Here is an 18,095-nt window from a genome sequence, read left to right on the forward strand (position 1 = left end):
TCATGATTTTCAAGAACCGTAATTTTGATAATGTACCCACAGTGCTTGAAATATCTGATCTGACCGTAAGGCTCGCTGGCAACGTCCATGCAAAGCCTGTTCTCAACGGCATTTCGCTGAAAATCAGGAAAGGCGAGACAGTCTGTCTCGTTGGAGAAAGTGGGTCGGGTAAGTCCGTCACATCGCTTTCTATAATGGGACTTTTGCCAAAGGACGCGCTTGAATCCGCTGGGGGTCAGATCAATCTGGAAGGCAAAAATCTTCTCGATTTCGGACCACAGGCAATGCGTGCAATTCGCGCTCGTAAAATCTCAATGATCTTTCAGGAACCAATGACAGCGCTTAATCCGGTTTTGCGCGTTGGTGAACAGATTGAAGAAGTGCTGCGCACGCATTTGAACCTCTCATCCAGCGAGCGTAAAGCACGTGTTCTTAACATCATGGAACAGGTGCACCTGCCCGATATTGATCGTGTCTATCGCTCCTATCCGCATCAGCTTTCTGGTGGTCAACGTCAGCGCATCATGATCGCAATGGCGCTTGTGCTTGAACCGCTATTGCTGATTGCTGATGAGCCGACGACAGCACTTGATGTCACGACCCAAAAGCAAATCCTCAGCCTGATAGCTGAATTACAGGAGAAGCACGGCACAGCGGTTTTGTTCATTACGCATGATATGGGTGTTGTGGCGGAAATTGCAGATACCGTCCATGTGATGAAAAGTGGCAATGTGGTTGAACATGCGCCGGTCGAAAAACTGCTGCGTTCACCGCAGGAGGATTACTCGAAAAAACTCCTGCGGTCTGTACCAAGCCTGACACCGCGCGCAGCACGCGCAACTGCTTCTGATGAGCTTGCCCTTCAGGTCGACGATCTCCAAAAGGCATATGGCACGCACAAGGTTTTCGTTAAAGGTGAACATACATTCGCTGCAAGTGATGTAAGTTTCACAATCAAGCGCGGTAGAACACTCGGCATCGTGGGCGAAAGCGGCTCGGGTAAATCAACGGTTGCACGATGTGTGATGCGCCTTATCGATCCTACAGCGGGCGACATTAAGGTTTCCGATTACAACATCGCCAAGCTTTCGCAACGCCAGCTTAAACCCTATCGCAAGCATATCCAGATCATCTTTCAGGACCCGTTTCGCTCACTTAATCCGCGTTGGACGATTGGCCGAAGCCTTGTTGAAGGCCCGGTCAATATGGGCGTCGATAAACGAACGGCGACAGCGCGCGCAGCGGAACTGCTGCAACTGGTTGGATTACCGGAAGATGCAATCGATCGCTATCCGCATCAGTTCTCAGGTGGTCAACGCCAGCGCATTGCCATTGCGCGAGCCGTTGCCATGGAGCCGGATCTTCTCGTGGCTGACGAGGCGGTTTCTGCGCTCGACGTTTCTGTTCAGGCACAGGTGTTACAACTGCTCGATGAATTGCAGGAAAAGCTCGGCATCTCCATCCTTTTCATCACACACGATCTGCGTGTGGCAGCGCAAATCTGTGACGATGTTCTGGTTATGCAGCATGGCCGCATCGTTGAGTATGACACCGCGATCAATGTGCTTTCAGAACCCAAACACGCCTATACGCGCAGCCTGATTGATGCAGCACCCGGCAGGCAGTGGGATTTTGCCCACTTCCGTGAGCTTAGCAATCCTTCAATCGAAGCGCCGCTGAACTGAATTTCCTCGTTTCCTAGACTGGATCAAACGTAATCATGACAAAACTTAATGCCCTCAGCGCTCAGGAAATGATCGACGGCTACGAAGCCGGAACCTTTTCGCCTGTTGAAGTTACCAAAGCAGTTATTGAACATATTGAGCAACACGACCCGCAACTGAATGCGATGTGGTTTGTTGATGCGGAAGGTGCTCTTGCAGCAGCACGTGCATCCGAAGCACGTTGGAAAGTGGGAGAACCAATACGGGTGAAAGGTGTATCGCTGGATGGTGTTCCCGTTACACTCAAGGAAAACATTGCGACCAAAGGCGTGCCGATGCCGCTGGGTACCGCGTCTGGCGACATGACACCGAAGACAGCAGATTCACCACCCGCCGCCCGCCTGCGTGAAGCTGGTTCCGTGTTTCTCGGACGAACTACAATGCCAGACTTCGGGATGGCGTCATCTGGCACATCAAGCTTCCACAAACTCGCTCGCAATCCGTGGAATCTGGAAAAAAACCCCGGCGGATCGAGTGCCGGTGCTGCTGCTGCCGGTGCTGCGGGCTATGGCCCCATTCATCTGGGAACGGATATAGGCGGTTCTGTTCGGCTACCGGCCGCATGGTGTGGTCTGGTCGGGCATAAGCCAAGCTTGGGACGCATTCCTATCGAGCCGCCGTTTATGGGGCGCGCTGCAGGTCCGATGACACGAAGGGTCCATGATGCTGCAATGGCCATGGCGATTCTGTCTCAGCCGGATAGTCGCGATCACATGAGCCTCCCAGAAGCCGACATTGATTGGTTGAATCTCGAGCGTAGCGTTCGCGGCTTAAAGATTGGCCTTCTCCTCGACCCGGGCTGCGGAATGGCTGTCGATCCGCAAGTAACCGCTGCCGTCACAGAGGCCGCCAAATTATTCGAAAGTGCCGGTGCACATGTCGAACTTTTAAAACCTTGGATGACACCCGAAATGCTTCGTGGTCTGGATCATTTCTGGCGCACAAGATCCGGTTTAGATGTGCAGGCCCTTCCAGAGCAAACACGTGAGAAAATCCTACCCATCATGCGTGAATGGGCTGAATCCGGCCTTGGAAAAACAGGGGAAGAAGTTTTCCGTAACTATTTGATGACGCTGGAGATCAGATCAAAAACGGCCGCGGCGACTGCTGATTGCGATTTTGTTCTGACGCCAATTTCACCCAATGTCAGCTTTCCAGCGGAGTGGACGTATCCAAACAATAATACTGTTGAGGGAGCCCAATCCCACATCAATTTCACGCTGTTGTTCAATATGAGCGAACAGCCTGCCATTTCTGTTAATTGCGGATATGACAGTGCAGGCGTGCCGATTGGATTGCAAATTGCTGGGCGTCGCTTTGATGATCTGGGCGTTTTGCAAATGGCTAGATGGTTTGAGGTTGCACGCGCACCTCAACGGGCATGGCCGTTCTGAAGACGTGAAGAAGATTGCTAAACCGCGGCATTCTTTGGCCCTGCTTGAGCCAGCCAGAAAACTAAACACGTTGCTAGCAACTGTATCTCTCATACTTTCGGAAGCACCCATTTTTGACGCTTTTTACACAGGGTGTTAGCAAGGTTGACCAATTTTCGGGCAACGGCTGTGATGATGACCTTGTGCGGTTTCCCAGCTTTTCGCAAACGATCCGCGAATGCTTTCATGGTTGGGTTATGATGCGCAGCGACCAGAGCAGCTTGGAACATCACGTGCCTCAAGGCACGACGACCGCCTGCAATAGACCGTTTTCCACGCAGGGTTCCACTATCATGTGCCACTGGAGCCAAACCTACAAGAGCTGCAGCTTGTTCGCCGGTGATGGTGCCAAGCTCTGGCATTTCAGCGACCAGCATTGTACTTGCCACTGGACCAATTCCGGGTATGGAGCGCACAACGCTAACGGTCTCGGACAGCAAATCGTCACTGGATATGGCGGCTACGATCCTGTCCTCAAGCTCTTTGATCAGGCTGTCGAGCCAAACCTTGAGTTCGGTATCGATGCCGTCAAACATCTCAGCTGTGCCAAGTTTGTGATGCGCACGGATCTGGGCAAGAAGGCGTTTTCGCATCTCCACCATCTGGGCACGCTTCGAGGTCAATGCTCTGAGAAATCTGAGCTTTTCTGCAGGAAGACTGCGACCCGCATCGGGTCGGAAAGCAAAGAACCGCGCGATGAGTTCTGCATCAATCCTGTCAGTCTTGGCGCGTGTGCCGCGGCTTTGCACAAATGCCTTCACCTGAGCGGGAGGCACTTGGCGGGCGACGACACTTTCTGCCTCGAGCTTTGCCCAGAGCTGCCATTCCTGTCCACCGGTAGACTCAAGGCGGTGTTGTCACGTTAAGCTTCTCTGGCCGGAAAGGTCAGCGGCTCGTAGATATTCAGGCGACACCGGCCGCAATTTTCCATGCATCGAAAGCTTCGAGGCGATGGTATCGAATTGTTTGTGCGGCTCGGCGGCTGGACGGAACTGAAAAGCAATTGCGGGTAGCTGAGTGCATAGAGACGAACCGTTGCAACATGCCTGGTGATCGGTGGCCTTGCATGGTTCGTTCCCGTTTTCGAAACGGCAGATGGCTATTCTCGGCCCGATTATTGAGGCCCTTGTGCGACCAATGGTCAAGGCCGGGTGTCACTTCTGCCTTTGGGCACCGTACGAGCGGAGCTTATCGGTGATGATCCGTTTGGGAGCAAAGCCATAGCGCTTCATTAACGCCACGAGCAGTCGCTTTGCCGCCCCTTTATCACGCTGCTTCTGCAAGATTTCTTCGAGAACGGTGCCGTTTTGATCCACCGCACGCCAGAACCAAAATTTCTCTCCAGCGCATTTGACGACCACTTCGTCCAGATACCAAATATCGCCGGGGCGCGCCTGACGCCGCCGCAAGTTGCGTGCGATCTGGGGTCCGAACTTGGCGATCCAACGACGAACTGTCTCGTATGACACGTCGATCCCACGCTCAAGCAGCATTTCCTCAACTTCACGCAGACTAAGGTTGAACCGCAGATAAAGCCACACCGCATGAGCAACGATCTGTGGCGGAAAACGGTGACGCTTGAAGCTGATATCTGATGTCTGCATCGCCAAAATTTACACCAACCCGTCAGGCGGGCAACTGCAGCCCAGCTAACATGACAACACCCGAAAATCTGCATAGTCATGTCCGCACTGAGGGTGGCAGACGAATAGAAGGCACCTTAGGATCATCCTCTAATCAAATTTTCTGGAGCCGCGTTTTCGAAGGTCTGCAGGACTTTTGCGAATGCTGAAAGACGGCTGTCAGGAGCGGACTAATATCATGTCAGTCAGAATAAAGAGAAGATCATCAGGCCGGCGAACACTATAAGCAGCACGATGTAAAACGGACGAAATAGATAGAAACGCTGCCAATTCGTGAGGCCGAGAGCATTGATGTAAACGCGCTCATCAAGCTTCAGATTGTCCGCGCCACTATCGACGGAAAAATCATCGCCGTTCCTCTTATAAAATCGGTACTCCTTGATCTGCGCGACAATCTGGTGAGCCGCCAGAAGAATGACCGCCACAAACGCGGCTGAAAAAATCAAGAATTCCAATAATAGCATAACTCGAAAACGCCTCTTTAATTCGCAGGGCAGGGATAAATAGCAGCCAGCGTCTCAATCACCAATGTCGATGCTCTCTTTGTAAGACGCTCCGGCGTGACGCTTCGAAGATGCGTGTATACGCGATCTGTAAGCTCATGGGGGAGAACCGATCCGGCCCCACACCAGCCCGTCCCGCTGGTAGCATCAGCCACCCCAGCGATATAAGCACTACCGCGAGCGCCCGACGTGATACGACCAGCCTCACTCTGCAGAGCGCCATCATCGAACTTTCCTTCGAGCGCCTTGACCAACTCAGTCCCGTTGATGATCCAGTCGCGGGCCTGATCGTTGTCAGATTCTGCCGATGCAACATTGATGGCCAAACCTATCGACAGTATAGCCGCCGGAAAAGTTGCCCGCAATCGGTACGCTGCTCTCATCTTCCGCTCCGTTGATCTGGCGGCACCGGCGCTGCTCGAACGCAGGCGGTTATCGACGTGAATGACCCAATGCACGCTGGAACGCACAACATCAGATCGTGTATCGCTCATAGGCTTCGAGCAGAAATTGCTTGCCTTTCTTGGTCAAGCGCGACGCGTCAACGAATACGGAAAACGAGTCGGACTGATCCCGCATATTGTCGATTTGGGCGATCATATTTTTGCTCCCGAACACGACGTGAAAGCGCTCGCCAGCGGGCAACCAAACAAATAGCGGGCTTGGGGAGAACTCCAGAATGACGTCCTCATGGAAAACTTGAAAAAGACTGTCCCATGCGCAAACCGGATCGCTGCTGGTGGTTTTCTCCGGCTGCTTGCCGAACTCGGCATGATGGATCAAGACGGACCATCCGGGGATTCCAGCAATCCTTGCCAAGGCAAGGAACGCAGCCCTATCGAGAACATCAGGGAACACCCGAGATTTGAGCCCGCGTACCAGAAGGAACGCAGGGCGCAGAAGGCGCTTCTCATCGAGCGCGTCATCAAACAGCGTATCCACTATATTGCACCATACATCTTTGACAGCGTTTACCGCAAAACTCCCCAAGACCGTCTCAAAACTCCGGGGGCCTGACAATCCCGCTTCGATCTTCACACGATCTATGGATCTGCTTCAATCATTCTCGAAGCATTCAGCGCGATTGGCGCGGCTGTTACTTCACCGTACCATCGAGATAGAGGTCTTCACCTCGCTGCAGCGGCGTGAAAATGAAGTCGTCTTTTCTGAGAAAGCAGTTGAACCAGCCTAAAAGATCATCTTTGGTCGACGAGTTGCGATATCCGATCAGCTTGACGGTCAGGGGAGCACTAAAGGCTATGTCAAAGGCAGTGGCGAACTGAGTGGTGCCTGAAAGCTGAACTGAAAACATGTCACCACCGTCGTGAAGGATGGAAATTTCCGCACGAGCGAAAAACTCATCGCTGTAGGTGGTGATAAGACCTGGGGCTTCCCACCAATCCTCACTCGTCAAAGCGTTTCGAGTTCCTTCGCCCTGGAAGTCGGCCCGGATTTCCTGGAGGCTGCGATAGTCACGGTTCTCGAAGCGCTTCAACGGTATTTTGAGCCACTGTGTATCCAGTCCCGGGTTCAACCACTGAGAGACGTCATCCTCGGGGTCATTGTCGGGATCGAAGAAGAATTTCGGAGATTTCACTTCCAAATCTAGCACAACGTAGTCCTCCAGCTCCTGACCAGGCCAAGATCCACTTGAGGCCCGCAAGGTGATGCGTGGCTCTTCGACTGGAAGGTCGAGCGGATAGCTCTGATAAACAAGCTTAAAATGTCCCATTCGGTTCCCCGGTCTGAAAATTCATTGTGGATTCCTGAAGATAGCGGTTGATAGTATACTTTACTAGGGCACGTCTTTCTGCAACAGACCGCTCGCAATTGCTGCTTCCGCGAGAAGCAGTCGATGATTATGTGGGACCGGACAACCCGGTCCGCTTCATCGAGACCTTCGTTGGCGGCCTCGATCTCCAGGCTGCCGGCTTCGTGCGGGTTGTCAGCTTGAAGTGCTCAGGCCCCTCTCCACCCAATTGCGAGGCGCACTGACAATGTCGCCTCTCGAGGGCATTATGAAAGAATGAAGCTTCGCGAGTTCGTTGCCGACAATTGGTCGTGGTTGCAGGAATAGTTCAAGGACAAGCTCCTAAATGTGCCGCAGCAACAGCAGTTTCGGCTTCCACCACCAGATAACCGCAAAACGGATTTTTGGCTTTCGCTATGCTCTGCTTCATCACACGCGTTGTCTTCCCCATCATAACACCGCGTCGATCCTGACGATGCGATGCCGCACTACGAGCCTTTGCATCGGGACTTCGGCAAGATCGAGTGACGAGCCAACGGATTACGGCAGAGTTCCCGGATCGGGCAAAGGCCGTGGGGACTTCAGTTAGGGAAGCAGCCGCCCTATTCGCCGTCGGAAAAATTCCCGCCTCCCCTCACCGGGCGGCCTTGGCGGTGCGATCATCTGTTGACAAGCTGACGCCGCCATTACGCACCACGCGCACCGTGCTATTCTTCTGGCGTGCCATTAGACAGGCCAGCATGAGATTCCGATCCCATCTGCGAACGCAGCTCGGTTCTGGTTTGGCAGAGCCTTTCGGTGGCTCTGATTGGAATTTCTATCGGCATAGGTAAACGGGGCAAATTTGGTAGCCAAGATCCTGTTTCTGATTCACAGTCAAGAACATTCCATGTAGCGCCCCTCGAAATTTAGGGGGCTCATTTACACGACCGACTAACCATCAACAAAGATCTCAGAACGTTCATTAGTCGTCGTCAAGGTCAGTCGATTGCGATCAATCTCAATCTGCTAATGCAGTCTGGAGGCCGGTATCAGCTTCGCAACCCGGGCGGCTCAAGTCATTTTCAGGTGACATTTTGATGAGCTTGCGCCCGTCAGCAATTCCGAGAGCTTCATTGAATAATGCCTGTACCGGGACAATCAGTCCGATAGCAAGTAAAAACAGGACCACGGCCGTTTTGATGGATTTGCTGTCCTGCCAATCCAGAGCAAGCAACATCGATCCAATGGTCAGCGAACCAGCTGAAATAAGAAAAAATAACAGTGAAAAAATAAACAGTAAATTCTGACTAAAGAAGGGGGATCTTATTGTGGTGACGAACCACTTATTCTCGAGCTTAATAACGCGATAAGCACGAACGAAACGCTTTACTGCATTGGCTGGGTCGTAACGATGGCTAAGAACACAGTCGATTTCCCGCACGTCTGGAGCGATTCCGAACAGCTCTTTAAATCTCAGCTGTTTTTCCAGAACTGTCATATCGCTGAAAGTCTTGTCGTATTCGATGAGATTTTGATCACGTGAGCTCCTATGCGTCAAACGGGAGTTTATGAAACCAATTAATCCCCCGAAACAAATCAGCATCATGCTCACCAGCAACAAGGAAAGGCCTGGTATCAGCGGATTGATGTCATTACCCGCTAGTCTTTTAAAAGGCGCGAAGCCAACGATACTAGCAATGCCTGAAATAAGACAAAGCGCGCCGGTGTAATTAAGAATTTCTTTCAAACCAAGACGGGTCTTAATAGCTTCAGCAATCAAGGCAAAGTTATACATGGCGGTCCAAAGTAGGGTCTATAGTGACAAGGAAACAAAACTATTCGTGCAAAAACGTCTATACCGAGGATAACGTGATTGGAATAGACTTTTCGCTTTAAAAAGCAGGTACCCCCCTAAACGCCTTGAAAGGAAGCGAACCGCCGGCCCCATTCACAACGTCGGTTAACAACCTAATTTAATTGGAGATTTCAGAGGTCAGTAGTTGTGCAAGCTATTCCCATCTCATATTTCCGAGTTGTGTGAATTTCAGCTCTCAGCATGATTAGATTGCCGGCTGTGCAAAATCTGAAATGATCCGCCTGCACGTTGCCGGTTTCGCAGACTCAAAACTGTCTGCTACATACTTGTCTTCGGAGGCGTTTGAACACGCCAAGTGCGAGGTGAAGCGCCGTGTCTGTAACGAGAAACGATCACTACGTCCCGCAATGGCATATTGTTGCAGGTTGCTGGATTTTCGCGACAAAGAAGCTGATGGGATGAGAGTGAAAAACGATAAATTGGAAATTCCAGTTGAGGCATCCAGCGCCCTTTCGATTGTTAAAAATTGCTTTGGGACTGCGCTTTTAGGCGTCTACCTACATGGCTCGGCGGTGAGTGGTGGCTTGCGTCCAAACAGTGACGTAGATTTGCTCGCGATCGTCAGTCGGCCAACGACGCATGCGGATCGCAAACGCCTTGTGACCGAACTGCTGAGCGTTTCCGGCCGGTATCCTCACGACGACGCCGGCCGGCGTCCTCTCGAACTAATAGTCTTTAATCGCGCGGACCTTGCGACATCCGCTTATCCGGCCCGCAGTGAGTTTGTCTATGGCGAGTGGTTGCGGGATGCATTCGAGACTGGTGAGGTGCCCGAGCCAGTGTCAGACCCCGAATTTACTCTGTTGCTGGCACAGGCCCGGCAGGAAGCGCGAGCATTGATCGGACCCGATCCCGCCGAACTACTGCCGGTCATTCCTGAATCCGACATACGCCGGGCGATTGGGGACGCGCTTCCCTCGCTGCTCGGTACACTGGAAGGCGACGAGCGCAACGTTCTGCTGACCCTCGCGCGCATGTGGCGGACGTTGGTCACGGGAGAGTTTGTCCCAAAGGATGCTGCTGCTCAATGGGCGATGCCTCGCCTCCCCGATATCGCTGCAACACTGCTGGCTAGTGCGAGAGAGGGATATTTGAGCCGGACGGCCTATGATTGGTCGGTTCGACGGATAGAAGCCAGACGGGTGGCCGATGAGTTGGGCGAACGCGTGGCGGCTCTCCTGTCGCACAATTCCTGCAGACTGTCTAAAAACCCGGACTAGTGTCGACGATCTGCATGAGTTCGATACGATTTCCAAAAGGGTCGTTTACATACTTCCGTATATGCCCCTCCAGTGGTTCGTCGGAAACGGTTGTGAACCCGGCACTCTCCAAGAGTGCGCATAAATTGGAGAGGTCATCAACGACGACCCCGGGGTGAGTCTTTCTGGCTGGGGAAAAATTCGCGTCTACGCCAAGGTGCACTTTGACGCTACCGCTTTCGAACCAGCATCCTCCTCGGGCGTCGAGGTTTGGGGGTTTGGTCACTTCGGACAGACCTAGCCGTCCCTGGTAGAATGCTCTGGCGGCAGATTCCTGTCCTGCGGGCATTGCCAGTTGGATGTGGTCAATTCTTTGAATCGTCATTTTCTGTTCCGATTGCTTTGACCGGGGATTCATCTGATCGCCGTTGTGGCTTACAATAGATCATGGCTCATCTTTCAGGAACAGATCGCGTGCAACTGCTGCTTCTGCCGGAAGCGGTTGATGATTACGTAGGGCCCGGCAACCCGGGCCGCTTCATCGAGGCTTTCGTGGATGGCCTCGATCTTGCTGCCGCAGGCTTTGTGCGTGTGACTGCGAAGGAGACCGGTCGTCCGGGTTATGATCCGGCCGACCTTTTGAAGTTATATGTTTACGGCTACATCAATCGCGTCCGGTCGAGCCGGCGGCTGGAGGCTGAGACCCACCGCAATATCGAGGTGATTTGGCTGCTGCGGCACTTGAAGCCGGACTTTCGCACCATCGCCGATTTTCGCCGTATGAACCGGTCGGCCTTCAAGCAGGTGTTCCGTGAGTTCGTTATCCTTTGTCGGCAGCTCGATCTGTTCGGGCGGGAACTGCTGGCAGTGGACGGCACGCGCATCAAAGCTGTCAACAACAAGGATCGCAACTTCACACGGGGAGCGTTGACGAAGTTCATCCGCGAAGCCGACGAGAAGCTGGCCGATTACGTGAAGAGGCTCGATGAGTGCGACGCGGACGAAGACAAGATGACCAGCAGCGGCTCTGATCGCGGCGATGGCAAACTTGCGGAGAAGTTCGCAGCCATCGAAGGCAAGCGTGACCGTCACAAGGCACTGCTGGATGAACTGGACAAGACCGGCGAGGACCAGATCTCGCTGACCGATCCGGATGCGCGGGCCATGGCCCGTATGACCAAGGTCGGCGTCGGCTACAACATCCAGCTCGCCGTTGATGTGAAGCACAAGCTGATCGCCGAGCAAGAGGTCTGCAATCAGGTGCTGGACATGGGGCTTCTCGCGCCGACGGTCAAGGCGGCGATGGACACGCTCGGCGTCGACAGGATCGAGGCGGTGGCGGACCGGGGCTACTTCAAGATCGAGGATATCGAAGCCTGCGAGAGAGCCGGCATCACCGCCTATGTGCCCAAGCCGATCCGCGGTCCGGCCGTGGCCGAAGGTTTCTTCTCTAAGGAGGAATTCCGCTACGACCCGGACAAAAACATTTACCGTTGCCCAGCTGACCAGGTGCTGTCCCCCCGTCACTTTGGCAAGTCACGCGACAATGTGAAGATCGACCACGTCAACCGCGACGCTTGCAAGGCGTGCAGCCTGCGCGAACGCTGCACCCAAAGTTTCCGTCGCGTATCGCGCCTTGAGAACGAGGCCGTCCTCGATCGCATGGCGCAGCGTCTTGTCGCCCGGCCCGACATTCTGGATCGGCGGCGCGAAAGCGTCGAACATCCCTTCGGGACAATAAAACAGTGGATGTATCAGGGTGCGTTCCTGATGCGAAGGCTGGAAAACGTCCGGGGGGAGTTCAGCCTAACGGCGCTCGCCTACAACATCAGACGAGCCATCACCCTTGTCGGCGTTGCGGGCCTGATCGCCGCCCTGCGCACCGTTCTGAATAAAATAGCGTATTCAAAAACTTTCAATAACGCCCTCTCAGGGCTGCTGGGCATCGAAATCCAGAAAATCTCGAACCCACAGAGTTCCGGCACTGGACAGCGCATGTCATCATTCATTCAAAGAGTTTTTAGACGCTTTGCCTGAGTTTCGAGGCGTCGCAAAATTCAGCGAATCGTGCCATGAAAGAATCGGGATTTCTGCGACGATTCAGCAAAACAGTTGTATTCTTAGGCCGAGGAAGAGGGATGCAATGTGCATGCGAATGACGGTTATCAGCGGCATGTGCACTGCATTTGTGAATATTGGTGCAGCTACAGCGATGCCGGAGGATATGACGGTAGACCGCCTTCTCGCCATCTGCGAAGCTCCCGATGTACAAGCGGCGACGGTGAAAGGTGAAGAGCTCGGCTGGAAGCGCCTAACCGATGCAGAAACAGAGGAATGGCGCAATAATTTCGTCACCTATAATGGCGGTTCGGTGGAAGTCGTCGGATGGCGGCGGAAAACGGCAGGCCACGACGATTTGTTGTCGTTCTGGGCTGCCGTCGGTCCAAACGACCACAAAGCATGTTCCTATTCGACGGCGAGGTCCACCGGATTGCTGGATGCCTTTTCGGGGCCTCTAGGTGAGCCCGACATTCTCGACAGGCATGACGCGGCGATAAATGCTGGATTGTCGCGGAAATCCTGACTTTCCGCCGGGAACATCGCGGACTGGATTCGTGTGATCTACAACGCTATCTGGCAGGAACAAGGAAACAGATGAACAGACTAAAGATGTGGCATCCCTTTGCTGGTTCGATCTTCGCCGTTTCGATTGTGGCCACAACAGTGGCAGGAACGGCTTTCGTTCGAGCTGACGATGCATCGTCCAAGGACGGCGCGTGGGTAGCTAGAAAGTTCGATTTCTCAATGCCGGCGTTGAACTTCGAAAGCAGCGTTTCACGGGATGAGACAGTGGAGACCGTGCCAATGGAGCCAACTGAACCGGGAACCATCGGCAAGGTGAAGGTCATTGGAAAAATCGCGCCTGGGAAAGGCGATTTGAAGGTCGAGACGACCATGGTCGGCTACGACCTCCAGGCTCCCGCCACAGCATTACGCATTTGCTCTTTCGACGTGGAAGCAGTCGGATATACGCTACGCATTTATAGAACCGCGCCAGATCTGACTGAAGCGAAGCTTCTGGCCAAGAAGGCCGCGAATGGGAAGCCGCAAAGCGCTGCCCTCGGTTATTGCTTCGCCCGCGCGCAACAGGCGCTGGGTATCTACTTCATGGTCGATGTGAGTAGCGCAGCAAGCGAAGAAGCCGCAGATGATCTAGTGCGTCGAGCTGACGAATACGCAGCCTCCTTCATTGACAATCTTTCATGGGAAAACGGTCGGCAATCAAGCTTCGGAGAGGACCTGCAGACGGTCCCGCTTCTTATTGGCGACAAGGAAATCCGGCTGTCCATCCCGAACGGATGGGACATTCCCATCAACGAATTTCGCGGCGCGCTGCCTGCGGAACTGCACATGGTCAGGCGAAAGAACGGAAAAGATGTCGGGCTGGTCTGGCTCTTCGTCCAGGACATGAAGGAGAAGCCAGACCTTGACACATCCGGCGCGGCAATCGTGAAGGATTATTTCGTCAAGCAGACACCGGACGCGCGGGCACCGGTGCTGCTAGCGAGCGGAGAAGACAGCACATTGGCGGAACAAGGGATCGCCTCGCGCACCTTCCGGTTTTCGGTCGAAAATAAGCAAGGCAGCGATGCCGGTGACATTGAAGCAACCGTCGTTTGGCACAATGGCCGGCTTTCCGTGCTCACACTATGGTCGGCCTGGACATCCGCAGCCGATCGCAACACCTTTTTCTCCCGTTTGCCGGGCCTCACGGTCTACGACATTGTGCGGCAGGAAGTACTGGTACAGCAGCCGTAGACGTCAGGGCCGATTGCCTCGCTAGAATCTCGAAGTTTTGACGCTACTATCATTGAAGGAGCATGTCGCGCATTGACTGAGCGATTTGAACATCCGGCCCGTCCCGATAAGCTTTTCCCACTCCCATACGCGCATTGGTATGCGGCGTGTCTGTTTCTCGACGCCGGGCATCCCGCCGCCGTAGTGCTACGGCTTCTAGGTATCAACGCCGAAGGCTGGAGGGCGTGCAATGAACGTTATGCACAGCTTCATTTCGCAGACACCGACTGGGTCGCATCGGCCTATCGGCGGGACGGGCTTCAAGCGCCCGAGCACGATCTCGGGCTCTTCGAGCATTTGACGGCGAATGGCCCGACCGCCCAACCGATTGCCCAGCCCTTTAGCATGCGGCACGAACTCGCAGCGCTGCGGCGCATCGTGGAAGCCAATCCCCACATTGGTCCATTCGCGGACGTCGCGTGGATCGCGCAATATCTGGGTGAGCGGCGCATGCCAACGATCCGCTATGTCCATGACGGCGTGCATGTCCGCGTCGACGGTGCTCCGATCTGTGATCGCAAGGGAATTCCGCTCGCCGGCATCGATCCTCTCAGCTTCCGCCAACTGGGCGAGCGCTGGTTTCGCGACGACAAGCGGGTCTACGGACAGGGCGAGACGCAGACCACACTGTTCTGGTTCGTGGTGCGCAACGCTGATCCCGATAGTTTCAAAGTGCTCAACGAACGCTACGCCGCGGACAAGGCCGCCGGTTATTACATCACCAATCTGCGCCTGCCGACCGAAGATCCCGGCACGTTTGAAGTCATGGGTTATGATTACAGGCACGGGCCAACGTCCCGATTTCATATCGAAAGAAGCGACTACGCCAGAGACAGCCGCAAGGTCTATGCATTTGGCGTGAGGATCGAAGGCGCCGATCCGTCGACCTTCCAGGCTATCGGGGACGAGGGGCTATATTTCGCGGACAAGGATAGCATCTACTTCAAAAACCAGCCGATCCCGGAGGCCGATCGGGCGAGCTTCACCTGCGCCTCAGAAGCCGGCCAATACCTAGCTTATGACAAGGACCGACCCTACTGGGCGGGAAAGGCCCAATCCATCTCGACCGCATTCGAGCCGTGGCGTACTTATTTCGAGGTCCGTCCCGAGCTGGACGGGACATGGTGGCACAGGGAGAAGGCGCGGCAGGATGCCGGACAAACCGAGACGTTGGAGCCGCGGCCGCTGGGCGGCCCGTTCTTCAGCGACGGCCAGCGGGTGCTGATCAGGCCGCGCCGACCGGACGACGGCGAATGGGTTTCGCTCGACCATTTCGACTATGCCAGTTTCCGGCCCATCGTTGATGTCTTCGGTCAGGACTGGCACGGGCTTCGCTATTTTCTGCCGGGACTGGAAGCTTACGGACAAGAGCCGGTGAAAGGCGGCGATGCTGCTAGTTTCGAGGCGATCGCCGAAGGCTGGTTCAAGGACAGCCGGCAAGCCTACTATCTTGACAGCGCAGCCCCGATGCCGACGCTCGCGGTCGTCAAGGCTGACCTGAAGAGCTTCGAAGTGCTGGGCGGTGGCTATGCTCGGGACGCGAAGGGGCTTATCGTCGAAGGGAAACGGAAGCGAGACATCGCCGATCCCGGCGCCGTGACGGCGCTCGGCCATACCTTCGCCCGCATGGGCCAAGACCTGCTCTATCGCGGCAAGCCCGTCGTGCGGCCCGGCAAAGTGGACGGCGGTACAGCGCGCGGCGTGCACGACGAGGTACTGATCGACGCCAGCGGTCACATGCTGATCGGTGGCCGCTATCGCAAACCCGTCCCCGGTCTCGATCCCGCGACATTCCGGTTTCTCAACAGGCGCTTCGCTGTCGACAACGACCATGTCTATGCATTGACGGACGACGCTCTTCTCGTCTGCCATGAGGTCGATCGGGCCTCCATCTCGACTGACGGCGGCTATGCTGTCCGGGACAGACATGCCCGGTTCCACGTGTCGGGCTCGTCCGTGTACCGAACGCCTCTCGCGGAAGATCAAGGAAGCACTTCGAATTTGTAGCTGGGATCCGACTTCCGGATGCCTGATCTGCGGGAGGATTGCTGTGCCAAACAGACTATAGTTCAAGCGCGCCAAAGCTACCGTTGGTGAGAATCTCACGGCGCGTTTGTAAATTGCCACTTGAGAACCGCAGCAGGCCGGGACCGGACTTCACCTGTGTCATTTGCCCTCTACCGGAACCGCTCTCAGAAAGGGAGATCCTATGAGTTTTGAAAAAGTAACGTCCGCAGAATGGCAGAAGTTTGTAACTCGAAGGGCGCAAGACCTGCCTGATCAAACTGTAGCGGAAGCGTTAGCGAGGTTTCGGTTGGTTCCGGGAGGACCGCAAGATGAAACTATCGATGCCTCCATTCATCACGGCAACCTGACGATTGATGGTGATGTTGCCCCGCCATCGTGGGTAACGGCCGTCGACGGGGATCTAGACGTTACTGGCAAGGTCTCGACCAAGATCGAGGGAGGCGATGGACATGTCACACTCGTTGTCTTCGGAAACTTGACGTGCGGCAGCATCGACCATGATTGGGCAAGCATAATTTTTGTGACAGGAAATGTCATTGTGAGGGATTGGGTTTTCGCATCACGAGAAGACTCGGCACTCGTCATTGGAGGCGATTTCAAGACGCCAATCTTTATCGGCGCGGATATTTGGGTGTCCGTGGGCGGTGCGGTTGAAATGGAATATGGCTACGGGTATGCTGTCAATTTCGCTTCGTTCGCCGACGCTTATGGGGCACCCCAAATACACCCGCGACACGGTTGGCGCCAGTTGGTCTTAAAGCTTGGATTCGGGCAAGGGCGTATCCGCGATGAGGAACAACTTTTGGAAGTGCTTGAGGAGCGTCTGCGTATAACAGGAAGTCTGTTACGTTCGGCATGAAATGCACCTATCGATTATGAGCATGCTGCAACCCTTCTCGTGCAGGAGAACGACAATCCAAGTGCGACAATATATTTTGGCCATTCTGCTCTCGGTACTGTCGGCCATGAGTATTGCGCGAGAAGCACCCGCAGCCGCCGAAAAACGCGACTGGATATTCAGCGGCTTTGAACTGATCGAAGCGCTTGAAGGCAGATCGGGCGATGGAATGTCCGGCGAGGCTGGCCGCATCGTGTCGAATGCTCGCGCTATCGCCTATATCGCCGGTGTTGCAGACGCCGCGAGCGGCGCGCGATGGTGCGGAGCCGGCAATGTTCTTCGCCATGAGCTTGTCGACCGCGTCTATACCTATCTTCGCAGCCTTGCGTCAGACCGGCTCAAAGGGAGCGCATCATCGCTTGTGGTGGAGGGATTAGCCGAGGCGTTCCCGTGTCGCGCAAACTGAGGGAGCTTCGCGGGAGATGCGGATTTTGACAATTTCTGACTCAACAAGAGGATAAACACGATGCTCATGGACAAGCTCTCCTCCAAATACGCTCCTTATACATTCGATGGACTGCCCACCCTTTACGGCGTAGATGGATTTTGGGAAACGGCGCTCCCGATGCCGCAGACGTCAACGCTCTGGCATTCTCTCGTTGCGTTGCCTCATCCCCGCCGGGGCTATTCCAGCTTCGCCGAACCAGGCGAGGTGCCAGTTTCTTTTGAGAACGACGACGGCGAAGGCGACTCCCCTGATCCCATCATGCTTGAAACGGCGCGGTGGCTTATCGAGAACGATGAGGAAGTAGAGCGGGTCATTATCGACACGATCTTGAACGACATGCCAAGGTTGCGCGACATCCAGAGCGGTATCGTACTGGGGGACGAGGATAAGCCGCTTCCTGAAAGCTGTGACGAGCCGATGCTGCGTCAGATGGTCCGGCTGCTTCATCTTACGCTGCCTCCTATTAAGGGTAAGCTTCCCTATTTCGGGGCGGAACTGGCATGTACATGGGATCGGGAGCATGGCTATGGCGTCATGTTCCACGGCACCAATGTCGTGAAATCTGGCGGAGGCGATATCCCGAACCTCTCGTGGGTCGCCAATCGTCACGCCGAAGGACGCACGTGAAATCTGGATGTCGCGGTTTGGGGAGATTTGCGACAGCTCGGCCGCTTTATGCCCTAAGCGGACGTAACACGTTCGACATCACAATGGCCGCAAGGCAATGCCGGTTAGAAATACTGTGAAAGAAAA

General features: G+C 54.7%; 15 protein-coding genes and 3 pseudogenes. 10 read left to right on the plus strand and 8 right to left on the minus strand.

Annotation, left to right across the window (positions count from 1 at the left end; genetic code table 11):
- Positions 1-2: 2 nt before the first annotated feature.
- Positions 3-1,685 carry an ABC transporter ATP-binding protein gene (locus CES85_RS24995; RefSeq protein WP_095448493.1) on the plus strand — a complete coding sequence of 561 codons (1,683 nt, stop codon included), beginning with the start codon at positions 3-5 and terminating at the stop codon, positions 1,683-1,685.
- Positions 1,686-1,720: 35 nt separating this feature from the next.
- Entirely contained in the window at positions 1,721-3,118 is a 1,398-nt protein-coding gene (locus CES85_RS25000) for an amidase (protein ID WP_095448494.1), read from the plus strand.
- An 89-nt stretch (positions 3,119-3,207) separates the two neighbouring features.
- Here the strand turns inward: CES85_RS25000 and CES85_RS25005 are convergent.
- The 7 genes and pseudogenes from CES85_RS25005 to CES85_RS25045 all read right to left on the minus strand — a co-directional run.
- A pseudogene (locus tag CES85_RS25005) lies at positions 3,208-3,993 on the minus strand (IS110 family RNA-guided transposase); the annotation flags it as partial.
- Positions 3,994-4,060: 67 nt separating this feature from the next.
- A pseudogene (locus CES85_RS25010) lies at positions 4,061-4,761 on the minus strand (IS6 family transposase).
- 224 nt (positions 4,762-4,985) lie between these two features.
- On the minus strand, positions 4,986-5,264 hold the full coding sequence (locus CES85_RS25015; protein WP_095448495.1) for a hypothetical protein: 279 nt from the start codon (positions 5,262-5,264) through the stop codon (positions 4,986-4,988).
- 17 nt (positions 5,265-5,281) lie between these two features.
- Positions 5,282-5,797: a Rap1a/Tai family immunity protein gene (locus CES85_RS25020; RefSeq protein WP_207902381.1), complete on the minus strand. Its 516-nt coding sequence runs from the start codon at positions 5,795-5,797 to the stop codon at positions 5,282-5,284.
- A complete protein-coding gene (locus CES85_RS25025) occupies positions 5,778-6,245 on the minus strand; it encodes a hypothetical protein (RefSeq protein ID WP_095448856.1) in 468 nt (155 codons plus the stop codon). The genes CES85_RS25020 and CES85_RS25025 overlap by 20 nt, the downstream gene beginning before the upstream one ends.
- 154 nt (positions 6,246-6,399) lie before the next feature.
- Entirely contained in the window at positions 6,400-7,035 is a 636-nt protein-coding gene (locus CES85_RS25030) for a hypothetical protein (protein WP_167388327.1), read from the minus strand.
- Between the two features lie 1,018 nt (positions 7,036-8,053).
- Positions 8,054-8,830, minus strand: a complete 777-nt coding sequence (locus CES85_RS25045) for a hypothetical protein (protein WP_095448496.1) — start codon at positions 8,828-8,830, stop codon at positions 8,054-8,056.
- Positions 8,831-9,309: 479 nt separating this feature from the next.
- On the opposite strand from CES85_RS25045, the gene CES85_RS25050 reads away from it, so the two are divergent.
- Complete coding sequence (locus CES85_RS25050; RefSeq protein ID WP_095448858.1) at positions 9,310-10,131, plus strand: aminoglycoside adenylyltransferase family protein; 822 nt, start codon at positions 9,310-9,312, stop codon at positions 10,129-10,131.
- On the opposite strand, the gene CES85_RS27990 is transcribed toward CES85_RS25050, so the two are convergent.
- Positions 10,115-10,495 carry a VOC family protein gene (locus CES85_RS27990; protein ID WP_095448497.1) on the minus strand — a complete coding sequence of 127 codons (381 nt, stop codon included), beginning with the start codon at positions 10,493-10,495 and terminating at the stop codon, positions 10,115-10,117. The genes CES85_RS25050 and CES85_RS27990 overlap by 17 nt on opposite strands.
- A 62-nt stretch (positions 10,496-10,557) precedes the next feature.
- On the opposite strand from CES85_RS27990, the pseudogene CES85_RS25060 reads away from it, so the two are divergent.
- The 7 genes and pseudogenes from CES85_RS25060 to CES85_RS25090 all read left to right on the plus strand — a co-directional run.
- Positions 10,558-11,991: pseudogene (locus tag CES85_RS25060) on the plus strand (IS1182 family transposase); the annotation flags it as partial.
- 268 nt (positions 11,992-12,259) lie between these two features.
- Positions 12,260-12,694, plus strand: coding sequence for a hypothetical protein (locus CES85_RS25065; protein ID WP_157743516.1), 435 nt, complete (start codon positions 12,260-12,262; stop codon positions 12,692-12,694).
- A gap of 71 nt (positions 12,695-12,765) precedes the next feature.
- The gene (locus CES85_RS25070) at positions 12,766-13,929 is read left to right on the plus strand and encodes a hypothetical protein (RefSeq protein ID WP_157743517.1); all 1,164 of its coding nucleotides are present in this window, start codon (positions 12,766-12,768) and stop codon (positions 13,927-13,929) included.
- Positions 13,930-14,001: 72 nt separating this feature from the next.
- The gene (locus CES85_RS25075; protein ID WP_244923321.1) at positions 14,002-15,975 is read left to right on the plus strand and encodes a DKNYY domain-containing protein; all 1,974 of its coding nucleotides are present in this window, start codon (positions 14,002-14,004) and stop codon (positions 15,973-15,975) included.
- A gap of 202 nt (positions 15,976-16,177) precedes the next feature.
- Positions 16,178-16,855, plus strand: coding sequence for a hypothetical protein (locus tag CES85_RS25080; RefSeq protein WP_095448501.1), 678 nt, complete (start codon positions 16,178-16,180; stop codon positions 16,853-16,855).
- 61 nt (positions 16,856-16,916) lie between these two features.
- Positions 16,917-17,300: a Rap1a/Tai family immunity protein gene (locus CES85_RS25085; protein WP_244923322.1), complete on the plus strand. Its 384-nt coding sequence runs from the start codon at positions 16,917-16,919 to the stop codon at positions 17,298-17,300.
- A gap of 60 nt (positions 17,301-17,360) precedes the next feature.
- The gene (locus tag CES85_RS25090) at positions 17,361-17,969 is read left to right on the plus strand and encodes a DUF6985 domain-containing protein (RefSeq protein ID WP_095448502.1); all 609 of its coding nucleotides are present in this window, start codon (positions 17,361-17,363) and stop codon (positions 17,967-17,969) included.
- Positions 17,970-18,095: the final 126 nt, after the last annotated feature.

Origin of the sequence: Ochrobactrum quorumnocens (assembly GCF_002278035.1) — a bacterium.
Classification (GTDB): domain Bacteria; phylum Pseudomonadota; class Alphaproteobacteria; order Rhizobiales; family Rhizobiaceae; genus Brucella; species Brucella quorumnocens.

What these genes read in the sequence shown, in the direction of transcription:
- CES85_RS24995 (WP_095448493.1), top strand. Translation starts at nt 3, where the DNA reads ATGATTTTCAAGAACCGTAATTTTGATAATGTACCCACAGTGCTTGAA.
- CES85_RS25000 (WP_095448494.1), top strand. Translation starts at nt 1,721, where the DNA reads ATGACAAAACTTAATGCCCTCAGCGCTCAGGAAATGATCGACGGCTAC.
- CES85_RS25015 (WP_095448495.1), bottom strand. Translation starts at nt 5,264, where the DNA reads ATGCTATTATTGGAATTCTTGATTTTTTCAGCCGCGTTTGTGGCGGTC.
- CES85_RS25020 (WP_207902381.1), bottom strand. Translation starts at nt 5,797, where the DNA reads ATGAGCGATACACGATCTGATGTTGTGCGTTCCAGCGTGCATTGGGTC.
- CES85_RS25030 (WP_167388327.1), bottom strand. Translation starts at nt 7,035, where the DNA reads ATGGGACATTTTAAGCTTGTTTATCAGAGCTATCCGCTCGACCTTCCA.
- CES85_RS25045 (WP_095448496.1), bottom strand. Translation starts at nt 8,830, where the DNA reads ATGTATAACTTTGCCTTGATTGCTGAAGCTATTAAGACCCGTCTTGGT.
- CES85_RS25050 (WP_095448858.1), top strand. Translation starts at nt 9,310, where the DNA reads ATGAGAGTGAAAAACGATAAATTGGAAATTCCAGTTGAGGCATCCAGC.
- CES85_RS27990 (WP_095448497.1), bottom strand. Translation starts at nt 10,495, where the DNA reads ATGACGATTCAAAGAATTGACCACATCCAACTGGCAATGCCCGCAGGA.
- CES85_RS25065 (WP_157743516.1), top strand. Translation starts at nt 12,260, where the DNA reads ATGCGAATGACGGTTATCAGCGGCATGTGCACTGCATTTGTGAATATT.
- CES85_RS25070 (WP_157743517.1), top strand. Translation starts at nt 12,766, where the DNA reads ATGAACAGACTAAAGATGTGGCATCCCTTTGCTGGTTCGATCTTCGCC.
- CES85_RS25080 (WP_095448501.1), top strand. Translation starts at nt 16,178, where the DNA reads ATGAGTTTTGAAAAAGTAACGTCCGCAGAATGGCAGAAGTTTGTAACT.
- CES85_RS25090 (WP_095448502.1), top strand. Translation starts at nt 17,361, where the DNA reads ATGCTCATGGACAAGCTCTCCTCCAAATACGCTCCTTATACATTCGAT.